Below are 15,836 nucleotides of genomic sequence, written 5' to 3' on the forward strand. Positions count from 1 at the left end.
CCATTAAGGTAAGGCGATCCTTAGTGATCTGACAAACATTACGCAACAGAAGCGTTGCGTAATTGCGGCATCAGCGGATTACCGCGTACCAGATCAACAGCATGGTCACGAAGAACCCGGTCACATAGTTCAGCCACAGGAACCGTTCCCAACCGCGGTGGGCGAGCTCGGCGTCGTCGTCCTCCAATGAACCAAAGGGGACGATATTGACCACGTACAGCAGAACCAGGAAGGAGGCCAACGGCCCCGGCCACGGAGTGAAGAGCAGGAGAGCACCGCTGACCAGATAGGAGGCGATGGCAAACCTCACGGTCGCCCGGCCACCGGTCACCGTCGCAATGGAGGCGATACCGCCGGCCCGGTCAGCCACGACGTCCTGCACCGCGCCGAACGCCTGGCTCGCCACGCCCCACAGGAAAAACGAGGCCAGCAGTGCCCACAGCGCCGGCGTGAACTCGGCCTGCGCCAGCACCAGCCCATAGACTGCCGGGCTGACAAAGTGCGTGCTTGAGGTGAGTGAGTCCAGGAAGGGGCGTTCCTTGAAACGGAGTTTCGGAGCGCTGTACGCAATCACCGCGAAGACACTGATGGCCAGCACCAGCCAGGACAACGGCCCGCCCAGCAAAACCAATGCCACGAGGAACGGCACATTCGTGGCGATCGCCGCGCGGAGGGTGGTCGCGTGCATGGTGCGGTCGAGCACGGCCCCTTCCACGCCGCCCTTGCGCGGATTCCGGAGGTCCGACTCGTAGTCGAACACGTCATTGATCCCGTACATCGCCAGGTTGTAGGGGATCAGGAAGTAGAGCGTTCCAAGAATCCAGGCGAGGTCGATCTGCCCGGCGGTCAGCACGTAAGCGGCCGCGAACGGAAACGCCGTGTTCACCCAGGACAGCGGGCGCGAGGACACCAGCAGGGTGGAAAGGGTCTTCATGGCTGCCGCTTCCCCGCGCGTTTGCCGAGCAGGATCCACAGCGCGGGCAGTAGAAGCACCGCGGCCACGGGGTAGGCGAAGTCCTCAATCGGAGCGAACCCGATGTAGACGCCGGAGATCAGCTCCCGGTCATAACTGAAGAGCCCGAACGCGATCATCATGCTGTCAAACACAGCGGTGAGAATCAGGACGACGACGGCAGCGGCACCTGCCGCAACGAGTGCAGTCCCGCGTCTGCCGTCCTTCAACGCAGCCGCTGCGAGGCCGCCGACAAGAAGCGCCGGAAGGAGGAACACCGCATTGAGGGCCCAGTAGGTCACGGCTGCCCTCCCGGCTCGTCCGACAGTTGCCGTGCGCCCCGGGGACTGCTGTTGCGCTCCGCGATGATCCGCCGGAACCACAGGAACAGGTTCATGACCAGATAACACAGGAAGGCGAGAAAGATCGGTTCCTCCAACGGCAACTCCGGCGCGAGCATCACCCCCGTCATCGCGGTGGCGCCCCGGTAGAAGATTCCGAGCCCTATTCCCGCGAGGTCCCACACGAGGAAGAACAGCACTCCGGTGACAAGAACGACGGCGGCCCGGCGGGGATCGTCCCAGAAGAAAAGGCGGAGGCGCTGGTCGAGAAGCATCATGCAGCCCAGCGAGACCAGCAGGAACAGCAGATAGGCAGCGCCCATCACGTGACCGTGTTTTCGCGGACCCTGCCGGCCCGCAGCGGCACGGGAAGCGGGCCGGTACTCAGGTCCCTGCGCAGCCGCTTGATCACCAGTTCGGCACTGATCAGGCACATCGGGATCCCGATGCCGGGGATGGTGGAGCCGCCCGCGTAGTACAGGCCCTGGACCTTGCGGCTGACATTGCCCGCGCGGAAGAACGCGCTCTGCTGCAGCGTGTGGGCCGGGCCAAGCGAGGTCCCCTTCCACGAGTGGTAGTCCCGCTCGAAGTCCGCCGGACCGTAGCTGCGCCGGAGCACTATGCGGTCCGCGAGGTCCGGGATGCCGGCCCATTCGCCGAGCTGTTCGATGACGGCATCCGCGACGCGCTCGATGCGCTCGCCGCCCGCACCTCCCAGGCTGGGATCCGCCGGAATCGGGACCAGGACAAAGACGTTCTCGTGTCCGTCCGGTGCCACCGTGGGATCCGTGGCACTCGGTTTGCACACATACATGGACGCGGGCGTGGGAATGAAGGGAGTCCGTCCGAAGATCGCGCGGAAGTTTTCCTCCCAGTCACCGGTGAACAGCAGTGTGTGGTGCTGCAGTTCAGGCAGCTCTCCGCGGACGCCCAGGTAGAGCAGCAGGGCGCTGGGTCCGGCTGTGCTGCGGTTCCAGTAACGCTGGGGGTAGGTCTGCAGCTCGCGGGGGAGCAGCGTGGTTTCGGTATGGTGAAGGTCCGCTGCGGAGACGACGACGTCGGCGGCGATGGTTCGCTCCGCCCCGTCAGCCGAGCGGTAGCTCACCCCGCGTACGGCTGCGGGACGCTTGCGGGATGCCGTGGCGGTGGTGTCGATCCCGGTGACCTCGGCACCCGTGGTGATGGTGACGCCGGCTTTTCGGGCCAGGCCCTCCAGTGCGTCCACCAGCCGGGTGAACCCGCCCATGGGATAGAGCACGCCGTCGTCGAGGTCCAGGTGGCTCATCAGGTGGTACATGCTCGGCGCCGTGAACGGCGAGGTCCCGAGGAACACCGCAGGGTATTCGAGGATCTGCTGCAGCCGCGGGTCGCTCACATAACGGCGCGCGTAGTTGTGGAGCGGTTCCAGCAGCAGGCGGCCGAGCCGCGGCAGGCGCCCGAGCACGTCCGGCGTCAGCAGCGAAGTGAACGATTCGAAGGTCGAGTAGAGGAACCGGCGGGTGGCCATGGTGTAGGTGTCCGCAGCGGAATCAAGGTACTGCTCCAGCTTCGCGCCGGCACCCGGTTCCAGCCGCTCGAAGAGCTCCACCACCCGGTGCCGCTCGGCGGGAACATCAACGGGTTCGGGGTACCCCTCGGACAGGAGCCGGTAGCCCGGATCGAGCTTCACGAGGTCCAGCTGCTCATCGGCCGAGGTGCCCAGCAGCCGGAAATAGTGGTCGATCACCTCCGGCATGAGGTACCAGGAGGGGCCCGCGTCGAACCGGAAGCCGTCCTCGCTCCAGGAGCCGGCCCTGCCGCCCACGGCGTCCTGCTTTTCCAGCACCGTGACGGAATGGCCCTCCGTGGCCAACAGCGCCGCGGTTGCCAGTCCGCTGATACCGCCACCGATGACGACGACGGCGCGTCCGGACGGTGTGCGTGCCTTCACTGTGCCTCCACGCGGGACGGATCCGGGCTGGAGGGTTCCAGCCCGCGCTTGCCGGTGAGGACAGCGGCCGCGATCCGCAGCTTCACCGTGTTGGGCACGCTGATCCGTGTGCGCATCAGTTCCGAGGCAGGGGTTGCGCGGATGCGTCCGGCCAGTTCGGCGAAGAGTTCCTGCGCCAGCGCCACGGCTCTGCGGCTGGACGGCGGCAATCCGCGAAGCACGGCGCGGGATTCGCGCAGATCGTGCTCGATATCCGCAAGCAGCCGTTCCTTGTGCGCCTCGTCGAAGTTGGCGGGGGAGACGTCCGGAAAGTAGCTGCGGCCAAGCGACTCGAAGTCTTCGGCGAGGTCCCGGAGGAAGTTGACCTTCTGGAAGGCAGCACCGAGGTGCCGGGCGCCGCGCTCAAGCCTCGCGGTTTCCTCCGCGCTCACGGCGTGCCCGTCGAGGAAGCACTTCAGGCACATCAGCCCGACTACCTCCGCGGATCCGTAGACGTACACGGCGAAGGACTCGGGTGTGTGTTCCGCCTGCTCGAGGTCCGCACGCATGGAGGCAAAGAACGGGCAGGTCAGGTCAGTGCCGATCCCGGTGCGGCGGGCAGTGTGGGCAAAGGCGTGAACTACCAGGTTGGTGCTGTACCCGCTGCTCAGTGCGCGTTCGGTCTCGCGTTCAAACTCGTCAAGCTGGCGCCGGGTCTCCTCAGGAGTCAGTCCCGCGGCGGAGGTGACGCCGTCGACAATCTCATCAGCAACCCGCACCAGCGCGTACACGGACTCCACCTGGCGCCGCACGCTGCCCTCGAACAACCGGGAAGCCAACCCGAAGGAGGTCGAGTAGGAGCGCAGCACCACCGCGGAGGACTTCAGGGCCGCGGCCGTGTAATCAGCGAGCGCATCGCGGTCCCGGCTCACGCCCGGACCCTTTCGCTGACGACGTCGGTGATGGGCGCCAGACCATCGCGGAGGGCCTGCGGTACATACGGTTCCACGAGGGCCTGCAGCGCCCGCTCGGTCAGATCGGCGGCAAGACGGGTGGCCTGGTCACGCGCACCGGATTCAATCAGCAGCTCGCGGACCTCCGCCGCACCGGAGGCGGTCAGGTCCGCATCCGCCAGCAGCGCAGCGATCCGGGGCCACTGCGGCTGGTCCGCGGCGTAGGAGATCAGCGCCGTGCGTTTGCCCTCGCGCAGGTCACTCCAGCCCACTTTGCCCGTGCGGCTCTCGTCGCCGAAGACGCCGATCAGGTCATCGGCCACCTGGTACGCAATCCCGATGCACCGGCCGAACTCTCCCAGCGCGTTCACCAGCAGGTGATCGCCGCCGGCAAGCACAGCGCCGGCCTGCAGCGGCGCTTCGAAGGAATAGACAGCCGTTTTCAGCCGGGCCATGTCGAGCACTTCCTCGACGGGCTGCGGTGTTGGATCAAAAGGAGCTAGCACATCAAGTAGTTCGCCGGCCGCGGACGCAAAGATGGCTTCATCGAGAAGATCTCCCAACCGCTGCCGGGTAGCGAGGTCTGTGTCCACCTCGCCGAGCAGCCGGTAGGCGTTGGAGAGCGCCAGATCACCGGCGATCACTCCGACGGACAGCCCGGCGTGCTCGGCCCGCGAGGGACTGCTTCCCTGCGCGGCGGCGAGGTTGCGGTACGTCCCTGAGACGTTGGGTACTCCGCGGCGGGCGAAGTCCCGGTCCACGACGTCGTCGTGCACGATCAGCGAGGTGTGGAGGAGTTCGAAGGACGCGGCGACGGTTGCCGCCGTGGTCCTTTCAGTTCCGCCCAGCAGGCTGTAGACGGTCATCACGAGGCGGGGGCGGAATCGCTTGCCTCCCACGGTGCACGTTTCGAGGTGCTCCCACATGGTGCGGTAATCGGGGTGCATCGCTTCGGCGCGGGATTTGGACCGGGCGAAGAAGGACGTCAGGACGTCATCCACCAGCTGGCTGTCGGTGGATCCAGCCAGTGTGATCTCCTTGTCCATAGGTAAAGTAAACACGCGTCACCCATTGGAGGGAAATGAACCGCACCGCAGAGCTCGTTGTCCTGGCGGCCGACGACGGAACGCCCGTCGGCACGGCGGACAAGGCGACGGTCCATTCCACCTCCACGCCGCTGCATCTGGCCTTCTCCACGCATGTGTATGACGACGACGGCCGCATCCTGATCACGCGCCGCGCGCTATCCAAGCGCACCTGGCCGGGCGTGTGGACCAACTCGTTCTGCGGCCACCCGAGCCCGGGTGAGGCAACTGAAGATGCCGTGGCGCGCCGCGCGGACCACGAGCTGGGGTTGCGGCTGGATCTGGTGGAACTGCGGCTTCCGGACTTTCGGTACCGGGCCGTGGATGCGTCGGGCGTGGTGGAAAACGAAATCTGCCCGGTCTACAGCGCACGCGCCGTTTCCCCGGTAAACCCCCGCGCGGATGAGGTGATGCAGGTGCAGTGGGCGGACCCCCTGCAGCTAACGGCCGCCGTCGCCGCCGCGCCCTGGGCCTTCAGCCCGTGGCTGACCCTGCAGCTTCCGCTGCTCTATCCCGAACGGTTCCCTGCCTCCGCCTGATCCCCTGCCCCAGTCCGATGCCCGGTCACGAGCCTGACTCCGGTCACGAGCTCGGTGCCCGACGACGGCGCTCCCGGTTCTCGTGCAGTGTCCAGCTCCAGCGTTCCCATGGCGGTGCCTGCCGCCAGTGCAGGGCCAGCGTGTGAACGGCCCGCGTGAAACGCAGCCGGGCCTTCCGGCCGCCCTCGAGTGCACGCGCGGAAATCCCCACCTTGAGTGACCGGTCGTACGCCGTGCGTTGGGTGGGGTACAGCGCGAAGCCGAAGTCGACGTCGTCGTGCACTTCCGCGTCATCGCGGTGGATCCGGGAACGCACGCTCTCCCAATCCGTGCGCCGGAAGGCGCAGTTGGAACCGAAGGGCGGCCAATGGCCGATGGCCAGCCCCATCGACAGGAAATAGCCCTGCATATAGGCGACGGCGGCGATGCGGGCGCGGAGGGGAGTGGTGCCGTAGAACACGCCGGGACCGGTGAGGACCGCGAGGTCCGGTTCCGCGTCGAAGCGGTCTGCGATGCGTTGGAGCCAGTCAGCGGGCGGGATGGTGTCGGCGTCGCAGCGGACAATGATGCTGCCGAGCGCGGCGTCGTAGCCGGTGGAGGCAGCAGCAGCGATCCCGGGCACCGGCTCCGTCAGCACACGGGCACCGAAGCGGACAGCCACCTCCGCGCTGTCGTCGGTGGAATTGTTGTCCACCACGATGACCTCGAGCGGGGCCGTTGTCTGCGCGGCGAGTGCTTCAAGGCAGCGAGTCAGGGGACCGGCGTCGTCCTTGCAGGGAATCACCACGGACAGGGACGGCATGTGCTGATCCTAATGGCTAGGCTTGGATTCATGATCGCCGACCTCATCCGCCGGCCGGCTACGCACGCCGAAGTCGCAGCGGACGGCGTGCGGGCCGCAGCCGTACTCAGCACCATTGTGATGGTGTTCTGGTGGGGGCCGGTGGATGTCGCGGTGTTCTTCCTCGCGCTCGGGGGGCTCACCCTCTCCCGCTATGCGCGTCCGCATCCGGTGTTCGATGCCGTCTACGGGTGCGCGCTGATGTTCGCCTGCTGGAGCAGCGTGCTGAATGTGTATGAGCTGATTTCCTGGTGGGACCTGCTGGTGCACTGCGTCTGCACCGGGCCCGTGGCCGGCATGGCGTATGTGCTTGCATCGCACGTGGGGGTGTTGCCTGCCGCCGGACACACGCGCCGGGACCGGGTGGGCGTGGTGCTGCAGGTGGTGCTTCTCGGCATTGCGCTCAGCGTCCTCTGGGAGTTCGCCGAGTGGGCCGGTGATGCCTGGGTGACTGAGGATATCTATGTCACCTATGCGGACACCATGGGTGACCTCGCCGTTGCCACCCTCGGGTCACTCGCGGCCGGAATCTTCCTCGCCGCGCTCACCCGGGAGCGGCAGCCCACCCTGCATAATTAGCGCACCGTTGCGCCGGTGATACGCCGGTGCTCATTGCTGATCCTCTTCCTCGGCGCGGTCGATGGCCTTTCCGAGCCGATCGCGCTCCTTGCGGATCCAGCTTCCGCCCCCATAGTTCTGCATGAAGGACTCGGCGAACTCGGTTGGATCCGTGCCCACCACGTTCCGGATGGGCGTGCCGGCAGCCACGCTCTGTTCGAGCAGGTCCGCGAGGTCCTCCAGCATCGCGAGCAGGCTTTCGCCGTTGTCGCTGGGGCCGAGATTCAGCAGGTACCGCTCCAGCGCACCGCCTGCCTGCCGGTACCCCTCCGGCAGCTGCCGGATCCGCTTCTTGTACTCCAGATAGCGCTTCTTGCCGCTGAGGTCTCCGATGATCTTTTCCAGCCACATGGTCATTTCCCTCCATCGCGGAGCTCTTCGAGTCGTTCGGTGAGGAAGCTCCAGGTCCTCCAGAACTCGTCCAGGTATTCCTGACCCTGGGCGTTGAGGGTGTACACCTTGCGCGGCGGTCCCTTCTCTGAGGGCACCTTCTCCACATCCACGAGGTGCCGCTGTTCAATGCGGACCAGTAACGCGTAGATGGTGCCCTCGGCGATTTCGCTGAAGCCCTGACCGCGCAACCCGGCCGTAATCTCGTAGCCGTAGGCCGGCCTCACGGACAGCATCGCGAGCACGATGCCCTCAAGGACCCCCTTGAGCATTTCGGTTGCCTGCTTGCCCACCGGAACCTCCAGCTAATCATCATCACTAGGTACCAGTACATAGTAACACCGAGTACCGACGTTGCAAGGGCCAGTGGCTGAGCGTTTCAACGGCGCTGCTGCGCTCGCTGCTATGCGGCGTTCAGAGGGTCCTGGGCGGTGGCTTTAACTGAGGCTCCACCAGCGACATGCGCGGCTTCGAAAATCATCCACGCCTGCAGTTGCGTTGACAGCTCCACCGCGCCCTTCCCGGCCGAATCTCCCGGCGCGGCAGGAAAAACCAGGACAGTACGACGACGGCGCACGCCGGCTTCCCGCTCACCGCGCCCCGTCCAGAGGGCGCGTGCCGTCGTCGTAATCAGGGTCCGGGCGGTTGTGCGGGTTTCCTCCGGAAGGGCGGGAGACGCGGCAGCAAGTGCGAGGTAGCGGGCGAGGATTCCTGTGAACAGCCCACCGTCGCCGCCGCCGTGGGTGCGCAGGGCGCCGTCCGGCAGGACGAGGTGGGTTGCTATCGCGGTGATGAGGTCTTCGGCGCGCTGCAGGCTCTGCTCATCGCCGAGGGCCAGAAGTGCGCCGAGGACCGGGCCCTGGTTGTAGGTATAGAGGTCGGTGACGACACGCTCCCCGGGGATGCGGATACCGTCGAAGAGGAGCCCGGTTGCCGGGTCCAGCAGCCGGGTGAAGAGCCAGTCGATCAGGCTCGCGGCCTTATCCGCCCGTCCGATGCGTGCGAAGTACAGCGCCGCCGGTGCGGTGGCCGGCGTGTTCTTGAAATCGCGGGAGGTGTTCCAAAAGAGGCCGCCGCCGAGGTCCGGAGTATGCGCCGAGGCCAGGGCGGCGGTCAGCGTGGGAAGGGGACGGGTGCCGGCAACATCGGCTGAGCGCAGGGCGGCGAGGGCAAGCCAGGCCATGTCGTCGTAGTAGCTGTTTCTCCAGCGCCCACCGTTTCGCAGGCGGATGGTGCGCAGGAGGCGGCGTGCGCTGGTGCGGTGAGCGGCGCCGTCGTCGTGCTTGCTGGCATGGGCGTGTTCGCGTTCCGCCGCGTCGAGGAGGCAGTCGAGATAGTGCGCCTGCCACCAGTAGTGCCATGGAGCTGTGCTCCGCTTGAGAAAACTGGGGTTGGGGAGACTGGTGTGCGCGAGGTGCGTTCCGGGGAGGCCGAGCAGCCGGTGGCCGAAGGCCGCGGGGACCGACGCGGCGGCTGCTGCGGCGTGCAGCTGTGCTTCCCGACGTTCCGCAGGGAGCTTCCCGGTGGGCTTCTCGGTGGGCATAGAGCCACCCTAGACCGCGCCGTCGTCGTTGTGTTTGAGCACTATGCACAGTACGGGGGCCGGTGGATGCTGCGGTGTGCTGCATCACAGTAGGCTCGAAGGAGTGTTCGTAGCCGAGTCTTGGACTCAATCCCCAAATCAACCCCCGACGCAATGGAGATGTCATGGAGTGTGCAGGAACGGTAGCCCTGGTAACCGGCGGAGCGTCCGGACTCGGCCGGGCAACGGCGCAGCGGCTGCATGACGACGGCGCGGCGGTGGTGATTCTGGACCTTCCGCAGTCGGACGGGGCGGGTTTTGCCGAGTCGCTGGGGGAGCGGGCACGCTTTGTTCCGGCTGACGTCACCAGCGAGGAACAGGTTCAGGCCGCGGTGGATGCTGCGGCTGAGCTTGGCCCGCTGCGGATCGTTGTGAATTGTGCAGGAGTGGCGACGCCAGGGAAGGTGCTGGGCAGGGACGGCGTGCTGCCGCTGGAGCAGTTCAACAAGGTCATCGGCATCAACCTGATCGGTACCTTCAACGTGCTGCGGCTCGCGGCGGCCGCCATGGTCGCCACCGAGCCGGTGCAGACTTCGACCGGCACGAACGAACGCGGCGTCATCATCAACACGGCCTCCGTCGCGGCGTTCGACGGGCAGATCGGGCAGCCTGCATACTCCGCGTCCAAGGGTGCCGTGGCGGCGATGACCCTGCCCGTTGCGCGTGAACTTGCGCGGTCATACATCCGGGTCATGACCATCGCCCCTGGCATCTTCGAAACCCCCATGATGGCCGGCTTGCCGCAGGAGGCTCAGGACTCCCTCGGGAAGCAGGTGCCGCACCCATCCAGGCTCGGCAAGGCCACCGAATACGCTTCGCTGGTTGCGCACATCGTTGAGAACCAGATGCTCAATGGCGAGACAATCCGGCTTGACGGCGCCATCCGCATGGCGCCGAAGTAGATCCTCTTGATTTCTGAGACCACCCGAAAGGACAGCTCAATGGAGAGCAGCCTCCCATCCGCAGACTTCTACGGATTCGAGTCCCTGCTCAGCGACGCCGAACGGGCGAAGCTGCAGGACGTGCGGGATTTCCTCGCGAAGGACGTGGCGCCGTACGCCACTGACTGGTGGAACCGGGCAGAATTCCCGTTGGAGGTGCTGCCCAAACTTGCCGCCCTGAACCTGAGCACGCCCGTCCAGCAGGGGTACAGCTACCTGTTCAGCGGCATGGTCATCGCTGAACTCACCCGCGCCGATACGTCGCTGGCAACGTTCTTCATGGTGCATCACGATCTGTTCGTTGAGGCGTTGCACGAGTTCGGCACAGAGGACCAGAAGGCACGGCTGCTGAACGATGCCATGGACCTCACGATCACCGGTGCCTTTGCCCTCACGGAACCCCAGCACGGGTCCGATGTGGCGGGCGGCATGGCAACCACCGCAACCCGGGACGGTGATACCTGGATCCTGAACGGCGCGAAGCGGTGGATCGGAAACGGAACGTTCTGCGACTACATGCTGCTGTGGGCGCGGGACACCGCGGACGGCGCTGTGCGGGGCTTCATCCTGGACGCAACGCTGCCGGGGGTCACCCGGACGGCCATCGAAAACAAGATTGCACTGCGGACAGTGCAGAACGCGGACATCCTTTTGGACAACGTGCGGGTGTCAGAGGCGGACCGCTTCGCCGGCATCAACAGCTTCACTGACACCAAGCGCCTGCTGCGCGGCTCCCGCATCCTGGTCGGCTGGCAGGCCGTCGGGCAGCAGCTCGCGGCGTTCGACGCGGCGCGGGCGTACGCCGTCGAGCGCCACCAGTTCGGGCGCCCGCTGGCCGGGTTCCAGCTCATCCAGCAACAGCTGGTGCGCATGTTGGGCAATACCACCGCGAGCCTTGGCATGATGGCGCGGGTTGCGCAGCTGCAGCAGGACGAGCACCGCGGATTGCACGAAGTGCAGCCGCAGATACCGCATCGCGGAGCCGACATGGCGCAGGCCGCGCTCGCAAAGTCCTATACGTCGTCGCTGATGCGGGAGACGGTGGCAATGGGCAGGTCCATCTTCGGCGGCAACGGGATCGTGACGGACTACCAGATGGCGAAGATCTTCGCGGACGCCGAGGCGATCTACACCTACGAGGGTTCCTTCGAGATCAACACGCTCATTGTTGGGCGCGCGGTCACTGGAGTATCTGCGATCCTCTGATTTCCCTATCCACCGGGCGGTTATGACGGTATTCCACCCCGGAAACGTTATATCTGCCCGCTCGATGAAGGTGCCGCAGGACCGGGCACGGTTGCCGGGCCCGCGGCAGCCCTGCAGAGTGGAGTATGAGCTCCGCTGGATCGCTGCCGCAGCTAACCGTCCGGGAAACCGCGACCTTCCTGTCGAAGGTACTGGTACCGACCCTCGCCAAGGGGCCGATCATCAGACGGCCACAGCTGGTGGCGCTCGCAGAGAAGTTGCACCTCGATGAGCGCGCAGTCGCCATACTCGCTCAGCTGGCGGCGAAGTATCCGGCTTCGCCTGTGCTCCTCCGCTTGCCGCTGCGCCGCCAGGCGATAGTCCTGGAGCCCAATGACGTTCACCGGATCCTGGCCGAAACTCCTGAGCCTTTCACCGCTGCCAGTAGCGAGAAGAAGGCAGCCCTCTCGCACTTCCAGCCCCGGAACTCCCTCATCTCATCCGGCAGCCAGAGGAGCGCACGCCGGGCTTTACAGGATCAGGTCCTGGATTCCGGAAGCCCTGTGCACCACCTGGCGGAGTCGTTCCTTCCGGTCGTCGCCGAGGAGGCGGAGGAGCTATTGCGCATGGTGGGCAGGTCCGGCGCGCTGACCTGGGACGAGTTCATCCGTTCCTGGTACCGGCTGGTCCGGCGGGTTGTCTTCGGGGATGCGGCCGCGGACGACGAGGAACTCACCGACATGCTCGCCCAGCTCCGCGCTGATGGAAACTGGGCATTTCTGAAGCCGCGCAAACGGCATCTGCGCTCGCAGTTTCTCGCCGCCGTCGAGCATCGGATGCACGCAGCACCGCCGGGCAGCCTCGCTGCGGTGATGTCGGGAATGAATCCGCAGGACGACGCCGCACCGGTTGAGCAGGTCCCGCAGTGGCTGTTCGCCTTCGATCCGGCGGGCATGGCAACGTTCCGAACCCTCGCTGCCGTGGCGGCGCATCCGGAGGTTCGCGCCAGGGCGCTTCGGGAAGTCACCGAGAACCGCACCCGCCGCGAGTACCTGCCATGGCTCCGGGCGTGTGTCCTGGAGTCCCTGCGGCTGTGGCCGACCACCCCGATGGTGCTGAGGCAGGCCACCCGGGACGTGGCATGGGATGCGGGGACCATGTCAGCCAAGTGCGGCGTTCTGATTTACGCTCCGTTCTTCCACCGCGATGAGCGGACCGTGCCCCACCCGGATGCGTACACTCCGGAACGCTGGCTGAACGACGACGACGGCGATTGGGCACTCATCCCCTTCAGCGAGGGCCCTGCCGCGTGCCCCGGACGCCACCTCGTGTTGATGCTGACCAGCGCTTTCCTCTCCCATCTTCTGGAAGGACCAACGCTGCAGCTGGAGTCGGCGGAGCGGCTGAACGTCGGAGGGCCTCTCCCCGGAGCGCTGGACAACTATTCGCTGCGTTTCACGGCGGCGGCGGCCGACCGCTGAGTGAGCTCCGCCCGGCGTACTGTGACCCGATGCACGGCTGGGGTACGGAATGACGCACGGGTGTCCGGAGTTCCACCGAGTGAAGCGTCAGTACCCGATGGAAGGAATCAGCAGTGAAAGCAGTATTTTATTCAACGTATGGTGACCCGGGCGTTCTTGAGTACGGCGACCAGCCGGAACCCAAGGTAGGGCCGGACACCGTGCTCATCGAGGTGAAAGCGGCATCGGTCAACCCGGTGGACTGGAAAGTCATGGCGGGCTACCTCGACGGCGCGATCACGGCACACTTCCCGGCGATCCCGGGATGGGATGTTTCCGGCGTCGTTCTTCAGCCGGGTCCCGCCGTCCCTGAATTCTCTGCTGGCGACGAGGTGATGGGCTACGTCCGGATGGACACCGTTGGCCAGGGAACCTTCGCGGAGCGTGTCGCCGCGCCTGTCCGCACCCTCTCGCGCAAACCCGCGAACCTCTCCTGGGCAGAGGCCGCCACTGTCCCGCTGACCGGTCTCACCGCACTTCAGACGCTGGACGCGCTGGATGTCTCCAGCGGCGACACCGTGCTCATCCACAACGGTGCCGGTGGCGTGGGCACCTTCGCCATCCAGATTGCACGGGCCCGTGGAGCCCGCGTCATCGCCTCCGCGTCCGAGCGGAACCACGACTTCCTCCGGGAACTGGGCGCGGAACCGGTCACCTACGGAGACGGTATTGCAGGCCGTGTCCGTGAGATCGCCCCGGACGGTGTCAGCGCCGTCGTCGACTTCGTGGGAGGCGACGACTGGCGGGCATCGCTGGACGTCCTGACCCGGCAGGGGCGCGTTGCGTCCATTGCCGACGCCGACGCGAAGGAGCGCGGGGGACGGTACGTGTTTGTGCGCCCGGTGGCCGCAGATCTCGCCACGCTCGCTGACCTGATCGAAGCCGGAGAGGTGAAGCCGGTGCTAGCCGAGACATATCCGTTGGAGCGCGCGGCGGATGCCTTTGCAGCCAACATGGAGGGTCACACGCGCGGGAAGATCGCGATTACGGTCGGCTAAGCCCGGGTGGGGCCGCCGTGCACTTCCTCATCGTCGTAGTACTCGTCGTCGTCCTCATCGGCGAGGTCGATCGGCGGGAGGTTGGCCGTCTGGTGACGGCGCAGGGCCCGGCGATAGGAATGATCCACGCGGTGACGGCGTGATCCGGCGGTGATGAGGACGAGGAATACCGCGAGCGCCGTCGCAGCGGCTGTCGACAGCGATCCGGGTTCCCCGAGGAGCCGCTCCACAATGATCCAGCCCATGCCCCACACCAGCGCAAGGGCAACCGCAATACGGCCGCGGTCCATCGAGCACACCGCGCTTCCAATGACGACGACGAGGCCCAGGCCCGCGAGCGCCCAGGCGAACTCGTTCTCGGTAAGCCAGGAGAACCCTTCCAGGGACAGGAACGCGGCGGTATGGCTGAGCGCGGTGAAGCCCGTCCAGCCCAGGAGAAGGCCGAGCGGAACGTCGACCAGCGTTCCTTCCAGCCACGTGGCGGCCGACCACCGGTTGAGCCAGCGCAACGACACCATGAGCAGGACCAGCAGTACGCCGTGCACCACCAGGCTCGGGGCGTAGAGCTCCGCCTGGATGGTGAGGGCCAACGCCAGGTTGAGCAGCAGGGCAGCAATGACCACCCAGCCCAGCCGGCGGTGCCGCGGGCTGTCTGCCTGGCCGGGCAGCCACTGGTGCACGGTGTAGGCGACCATGCCGAGGCCGATCAGCGCCCAGATATACAACGAGTTGAGACTGGGAGAGACGAGGGAAAGGTCAGGGCGCAGCAGCTCAGTGGTCCAGATCTGAGGTCCGCCGAAGAACCCGGCCGCCGCCGCGGTTCCCACCAGCGCTCCGATCACGGTCAGGGTGACGAGGTTGCGCCGCACCTGATCGGCGCGCCAGGATCGGACGTTCGCGGCGGCGCTCCGGGAGGTTGTCGCGGTCCAGGCCGCGGTCTGCCTGCCTGACTTGGCGGCCCAGGTGGAGGCAGCAGTCGACGCCGCTTTAAGCTTCTCCGCACGCGCCGCCCTGAGGTCCGCAGCGCGGGCGGCCTTCTCGCGTGCGTCCGCGTCAGCCTGCGTTTGATCGGCTTGCGTCTGTTCAGCCTGCGCTTGGTCAGGGTTGCGGGTTGGGCTGGGGGTAGTACCAGCGGGACCAGCGCTCGGGGGCGCCGCCGTCGTCGTTCCCGGCTTTTCGTCGCCGGGAGAGACCGGTGCCTTCGGTTGCGCGGCTTTCAGCCGCTCAAGGACGGTGCTCGTCTCGGTCTGCGGAGGGGACGCTTCGGCGTTCTTCCGGGGCGGGACGGGCGGGGCCTGGGGCAGCCGGTGGTTGGACGGAGTCGGCATGCTCATGTGTCTTTCGGACCTCCCGGCGCTGCTTCAGCGCGAAGAACGCTGCAATGATCAGTCCCACCAGAGTACCCACCCCCATTCCCAGAAGTGCACTGGCCCACATGGGGAAACCGGTTGTGACGTCCGAAACGAAGCCAAGTCCCACCAGCCAGATCGACCAGAGCACCCCGCCCAGGGCAGCAAAACCGAGGAAGGGCCGGAGGGGCAGTTCGGCGATTCCGGCGGCTGCGATCCCTGCGGTCCGCCCGCCCGGAAGGAACCGGAGCGCCACCAGGCCGGCGTAGGTCGGGGACTTACCCGCCTTCTCGACAGCGTTGCGGATCCCGCGGTGGACGGCACGCCCCCAACGGAAGCGGTCCAGCCAATGGGTGAGTCTTTTCCGGAAGAGCAGGTACAGCGCGAGGTCACCCAGCAGGCTGCCGGTTGCCGCCGTCAGGAGGGCCACGGGAAGGAGCACTGAGCCTTCGGAGGCCAGCGAGCCGGACGCGATGACCAGGAATTCGGACGGCATGATGGGCGCAAAGACATCAGCGATGACCACCAGAAGCGTGACCGGATGGATCATGAGGGACCACTCGGCAAGGGTTGACAGGTCCACCCATACCAATTTACAGCGCGACGCCAAGGCGTGACCGGCTGCCGGCGCAG

General features: G+C 66.3%; 18 protein-coding genes. 6 read left to right on the forward strand and 12 right to left on the reverse strand.

Annotation, left to right across the window (positions count from 1 at the left end; translation table 11 throughout):
- Window positions 1-70: 70 nt before the first annotated feature.
- The 6 genes from JOD47_RS10520 to JOD47_RS10545 are packed head-to-tail and all read right to left on the reverse strand — an operon-like array spanning window position 71 to window position 5,201.
- Window positions 71-934 carry a prenyltransferase gene (locus JOD47_RS10520; RefSeq protein ID WP_204534124.1) on the reverse strand — a complete coding sequence of 288 codons (864 nt, stop codon included), beginning with the start codon at window positions 932-934 and terminating at the stop codon, window positions 71-73.
- Window positions 931-1,254, reverse strand: coding sequence for a lycopene cyclase domain-containing protein (locus tag JOD47_RS10525; RefSeq protein WP_204534126.1), 324 nt, complete (start codon window positions 1,252-1,254; stop codon window positions 931-933). The genes JOD47_RS10520 and JOD47_RS10525 overlap by 4 nt, the downstream gene beginning before the upstream one ends.
- On the reverse strand, window positions 1,251-1,616 hold the full coding sequence (locus JOD47_RS10530) for a lycopene cyclase domain-containing protein (RefSeq protein ID WP_204534128.1): 366 nt from the start codon (window positions 1,614-1,616) through the stop codon (window positions 1,251-1,253). The genes JOD47_RS10525 and JOD47_RS10530 overlap by 4 nt, the downstream gene beginning before the upstream one ends.
- Window positions 1,616-3,223 (reverse strand): phytoene desaturase family protein, encoded by a 1,608-nt coding sequence (crtI, locus tag JOD47_RS10535; RefSeq protein WP_204534130.1) that lies wholly within the window; start codon window positions 3,221-3,223, stop codon window positions 1,616-1,618. Before crtI ends, JOD47_RS10530 begins: the two co-directional genes overlap by 1 nt.
- The gene (locus JOD47_RS10540; RefSeq protein WP_204534132.1) at window positions 3,220-4,134 is read right to left on the reverse strand and encodes a phytoene/squalene synthase family protein; all 915 of its coding nucleotides are present in this window, start codon (window positions 4,132-4,134) and stop codon (window positions 3,220-3,222) included. The genes crtI and JOD47_RS10540 overlap by 4 nt, the downstream gene beginning before the upstream one ends.
- The gene (locus tag JOD47_RS10545; protein WP_239548073.1) at window positions 4,131-5,201 is read right to left on the reverse strand and encodes a polyprenyl synthetase family protein; all 1,071 of its coding nucleotides are present in this window, start codon (window positions 5,199-5,201) and stop codon (window positions 4,131-4,133) included. Before JOD47_RS10545 ends, JOD47_RS10540 begins: the two co-directional genes overlap by 4 nt.
- Before the next feature lie 35 nt (window positions 5,202-5,236).
- Here JOD47_RS10545 and idi point away from each other — a divergent pair, with 35 nt between their 5' ends.
- The gene (gene idi / locus JOD47_RS10550; protein WP_204534134.1) at window positions 5,237-5,779 is read left to right on the forward strand and encodes an isopentenyl-diphosphate Delta-isomerase; all 543 of its coding nucleotides are present in this window, start codon (window positions 5,237-5,239) and stop codon (window positions 5,777-5,779) included.
- Window positions 5,780-5,822: 43 nt separating this feature from the next.
- On the opposite strand, the gene JOD47_RS10555 is transcribed toward idi, so the two are convergent.
- Window positions 5,823-6,581 (reverse strand): glycosyltransferase family 2 protein, encoded by a 759-nt coding sequence (locus JOD47_RS10555; RefSeq protein WP_239548074.1) that lies wholly within the window; start codon window positions 6,579-6,581, stop codon window positions 5,823-5,825.
- Window positions 6,582-6,611: 30 nt separating this feature from the next.
- On the opposite strand from JOD47_RS10555, the gene JOD47_RS10560 reads away from it, so the two are divergent.
- Window positions 6,612-7,199 carry a DUF2238 domain-containing protein gene (locus JOD47_RS10560; protein ID WP_204534135.1) on the forward strand — a complete coding sequence of 196 codons (588 nt, stop codon included), beginning with the start codon at window positions 6,612-6,614 and terminating at the stop codon, window positions 7,197-7,199.
- A gap of 30 nt (window positions 7,200-7,229) precedes the next feature.
- On the opposite strand, the gene JOD47_RS10565 is transcribed toward JOD47_RS10560, so the two are convergent.
- The 3 genes from JOD47_RS10565 to JOD47_RS10575 all read right to left on the reverse strand — a co-directional run bounded on the left by JOD47_RS10565 (window position 7,230) and on the right by JOD47_RS10575 (window position 9,171).
- On the reverse strand, window positions 7,230-7,595 hold the full coding sequence (locus JOD47_RS10565) for a DUF1048 domain-containing protein (RefSeq protein WP_204534136.1): 366 nt from the start codon (window positions 7,593-7,595) through the stop codon (window positions 7,230-7,232).
- Window positions 7,592-7,921 carry a PadR family transcriptional regulator gene (locus tag JOD47_RS10570; protein ID WP_204534137.1) on the reverse strand — a complete coding sequence of 110 codons (330 nt, stop codon included), beginning with the start codon at window positions 7,919-7,921 and terminating at the stop codon, window positions 7,592-7,594. The genes JOD47_RS10565 and JOD47_RS10570 overlap by 4 nt, the downstream gene beginning before the upstream one ends.
- A gap of 110 nt (window positions 7,922-8,031) precedes the next feature.
- A complete protein-coding gene (locus tag JOD47_RS10575) occupies window positions 8,032-9,171 on the reverse strand; it encodes a glycoside hydrolase family 76 protein (RefSeq protein WP_204534138.1) in 1,140 nt (379 codons plus the stop codon).
- Window positions 9,172-9,335: 164 nt separating this feature from the next.
- Here JOD47_RS10575 and JOD47_RS10580 point away from each other — a divergent pair, with 164 nt between their 5' ends.
- The 4 genes from JOD47_RS10580 to JOD47_RS10595 all read left to right on the forward strand — a co-directional run bounded on the left by JOD47_RS10580 (window position 9,336) and on the right by JOD47_RS10595 (window position 13,854).
- Window positions 9,336-10,112 (forward strand): 3-hydroxyacyl-CoA dehydrogenase, encoded by a 777-nt coding sequence (locus JOD47_RS10580; RefSeq protein ID WP_204534139.1) that lies wholly within the window; start codon window positions 9,336-9,338, stop codon window positions 10,110-10,112.
- 39 nt (window positions 10,113-10,151) lie between these two features.
- Window positions 10,152-11,357 (forward strand): acyl-CoA dehydrogenase family protein, encoded by a 1,206-nt coding sequence (locus JOD47_RS10585; protein WP_204534140.1) that lies wholly within the window; start codon window positions 10,152-10,154, stop codon window positions 11,355-11,357.
- Window positions 11,358-11,482: 125 nt separating this feature from the next.
- Window positions 11,483-12,817, forward strand: a complete 1,335-nt coding sequence (locus tag JOD47_RS10590) for a cytochrome P450 (protein ID WP_204534141.1) — start codon at window positions 11,483-11,485, stop codon at window positions 12,815-12,817.
- Window positions 12,818-12,930: 113 nt separating this feature from the next.
- On the forward strand, window positions 12,931-13,854 hold the full coding sequence (locus JOD47_RS10595; RefSeq protein WP_204534143.1) for an NADP-dependent oxidoreductase: 924 nt from the start codon (window positions 12,931-12,933) through the stop codon (window positions 13,852-13,854).
- On the opposite strand, the gene JOD47_RS10600 is transcribed toward JOD47_RS10595, so the two are convergent.
- Window positions 13,851-15,182 carry a TspO-related membrane protein gene (locus JOD47_RS10600; RefSeq protein WP_204534145.1) on the reverse strand — a complete coding sequence of 444 codons (1,332 nt, stop codon included), beginning with the start codon at window positions 15,180-15,182 and terminating at the stop codon, window positions 13,851-13,853. The two genes, JOD47_RS10595 and JOD47_RS10600, sit on opposite strands and share 4 nt — an antisense overlap.
- Window positions 15,079-15,786 carry a DedA family protein gene (locus JOD47_RS10605; protein ID WP_307836260.1) on the reverse strand — a complete coding sequence of 236 codons (708 nt, stop codon included), beginning with the start codon at window positions 15,784-15,786 and terminating at the stop codon, window positions 15,079-15,081. Before JOD47_RS10605 ends, JOD47_RS10600 begins: the two co-directional genes overlap by 104 nt.
- Window positions 15,787-15,836 lie beyond the last annotated feature (50 nt).

This window comes from Arthrobacter tumbae (assembly GCF_016907495.1).
Lineage (GTDB): Bacteria > Actinomycetota > Actinomycetes > Actinomycetales > Micrococcaceae > Arthrobacter_D > Arthrobacter_D tumbae.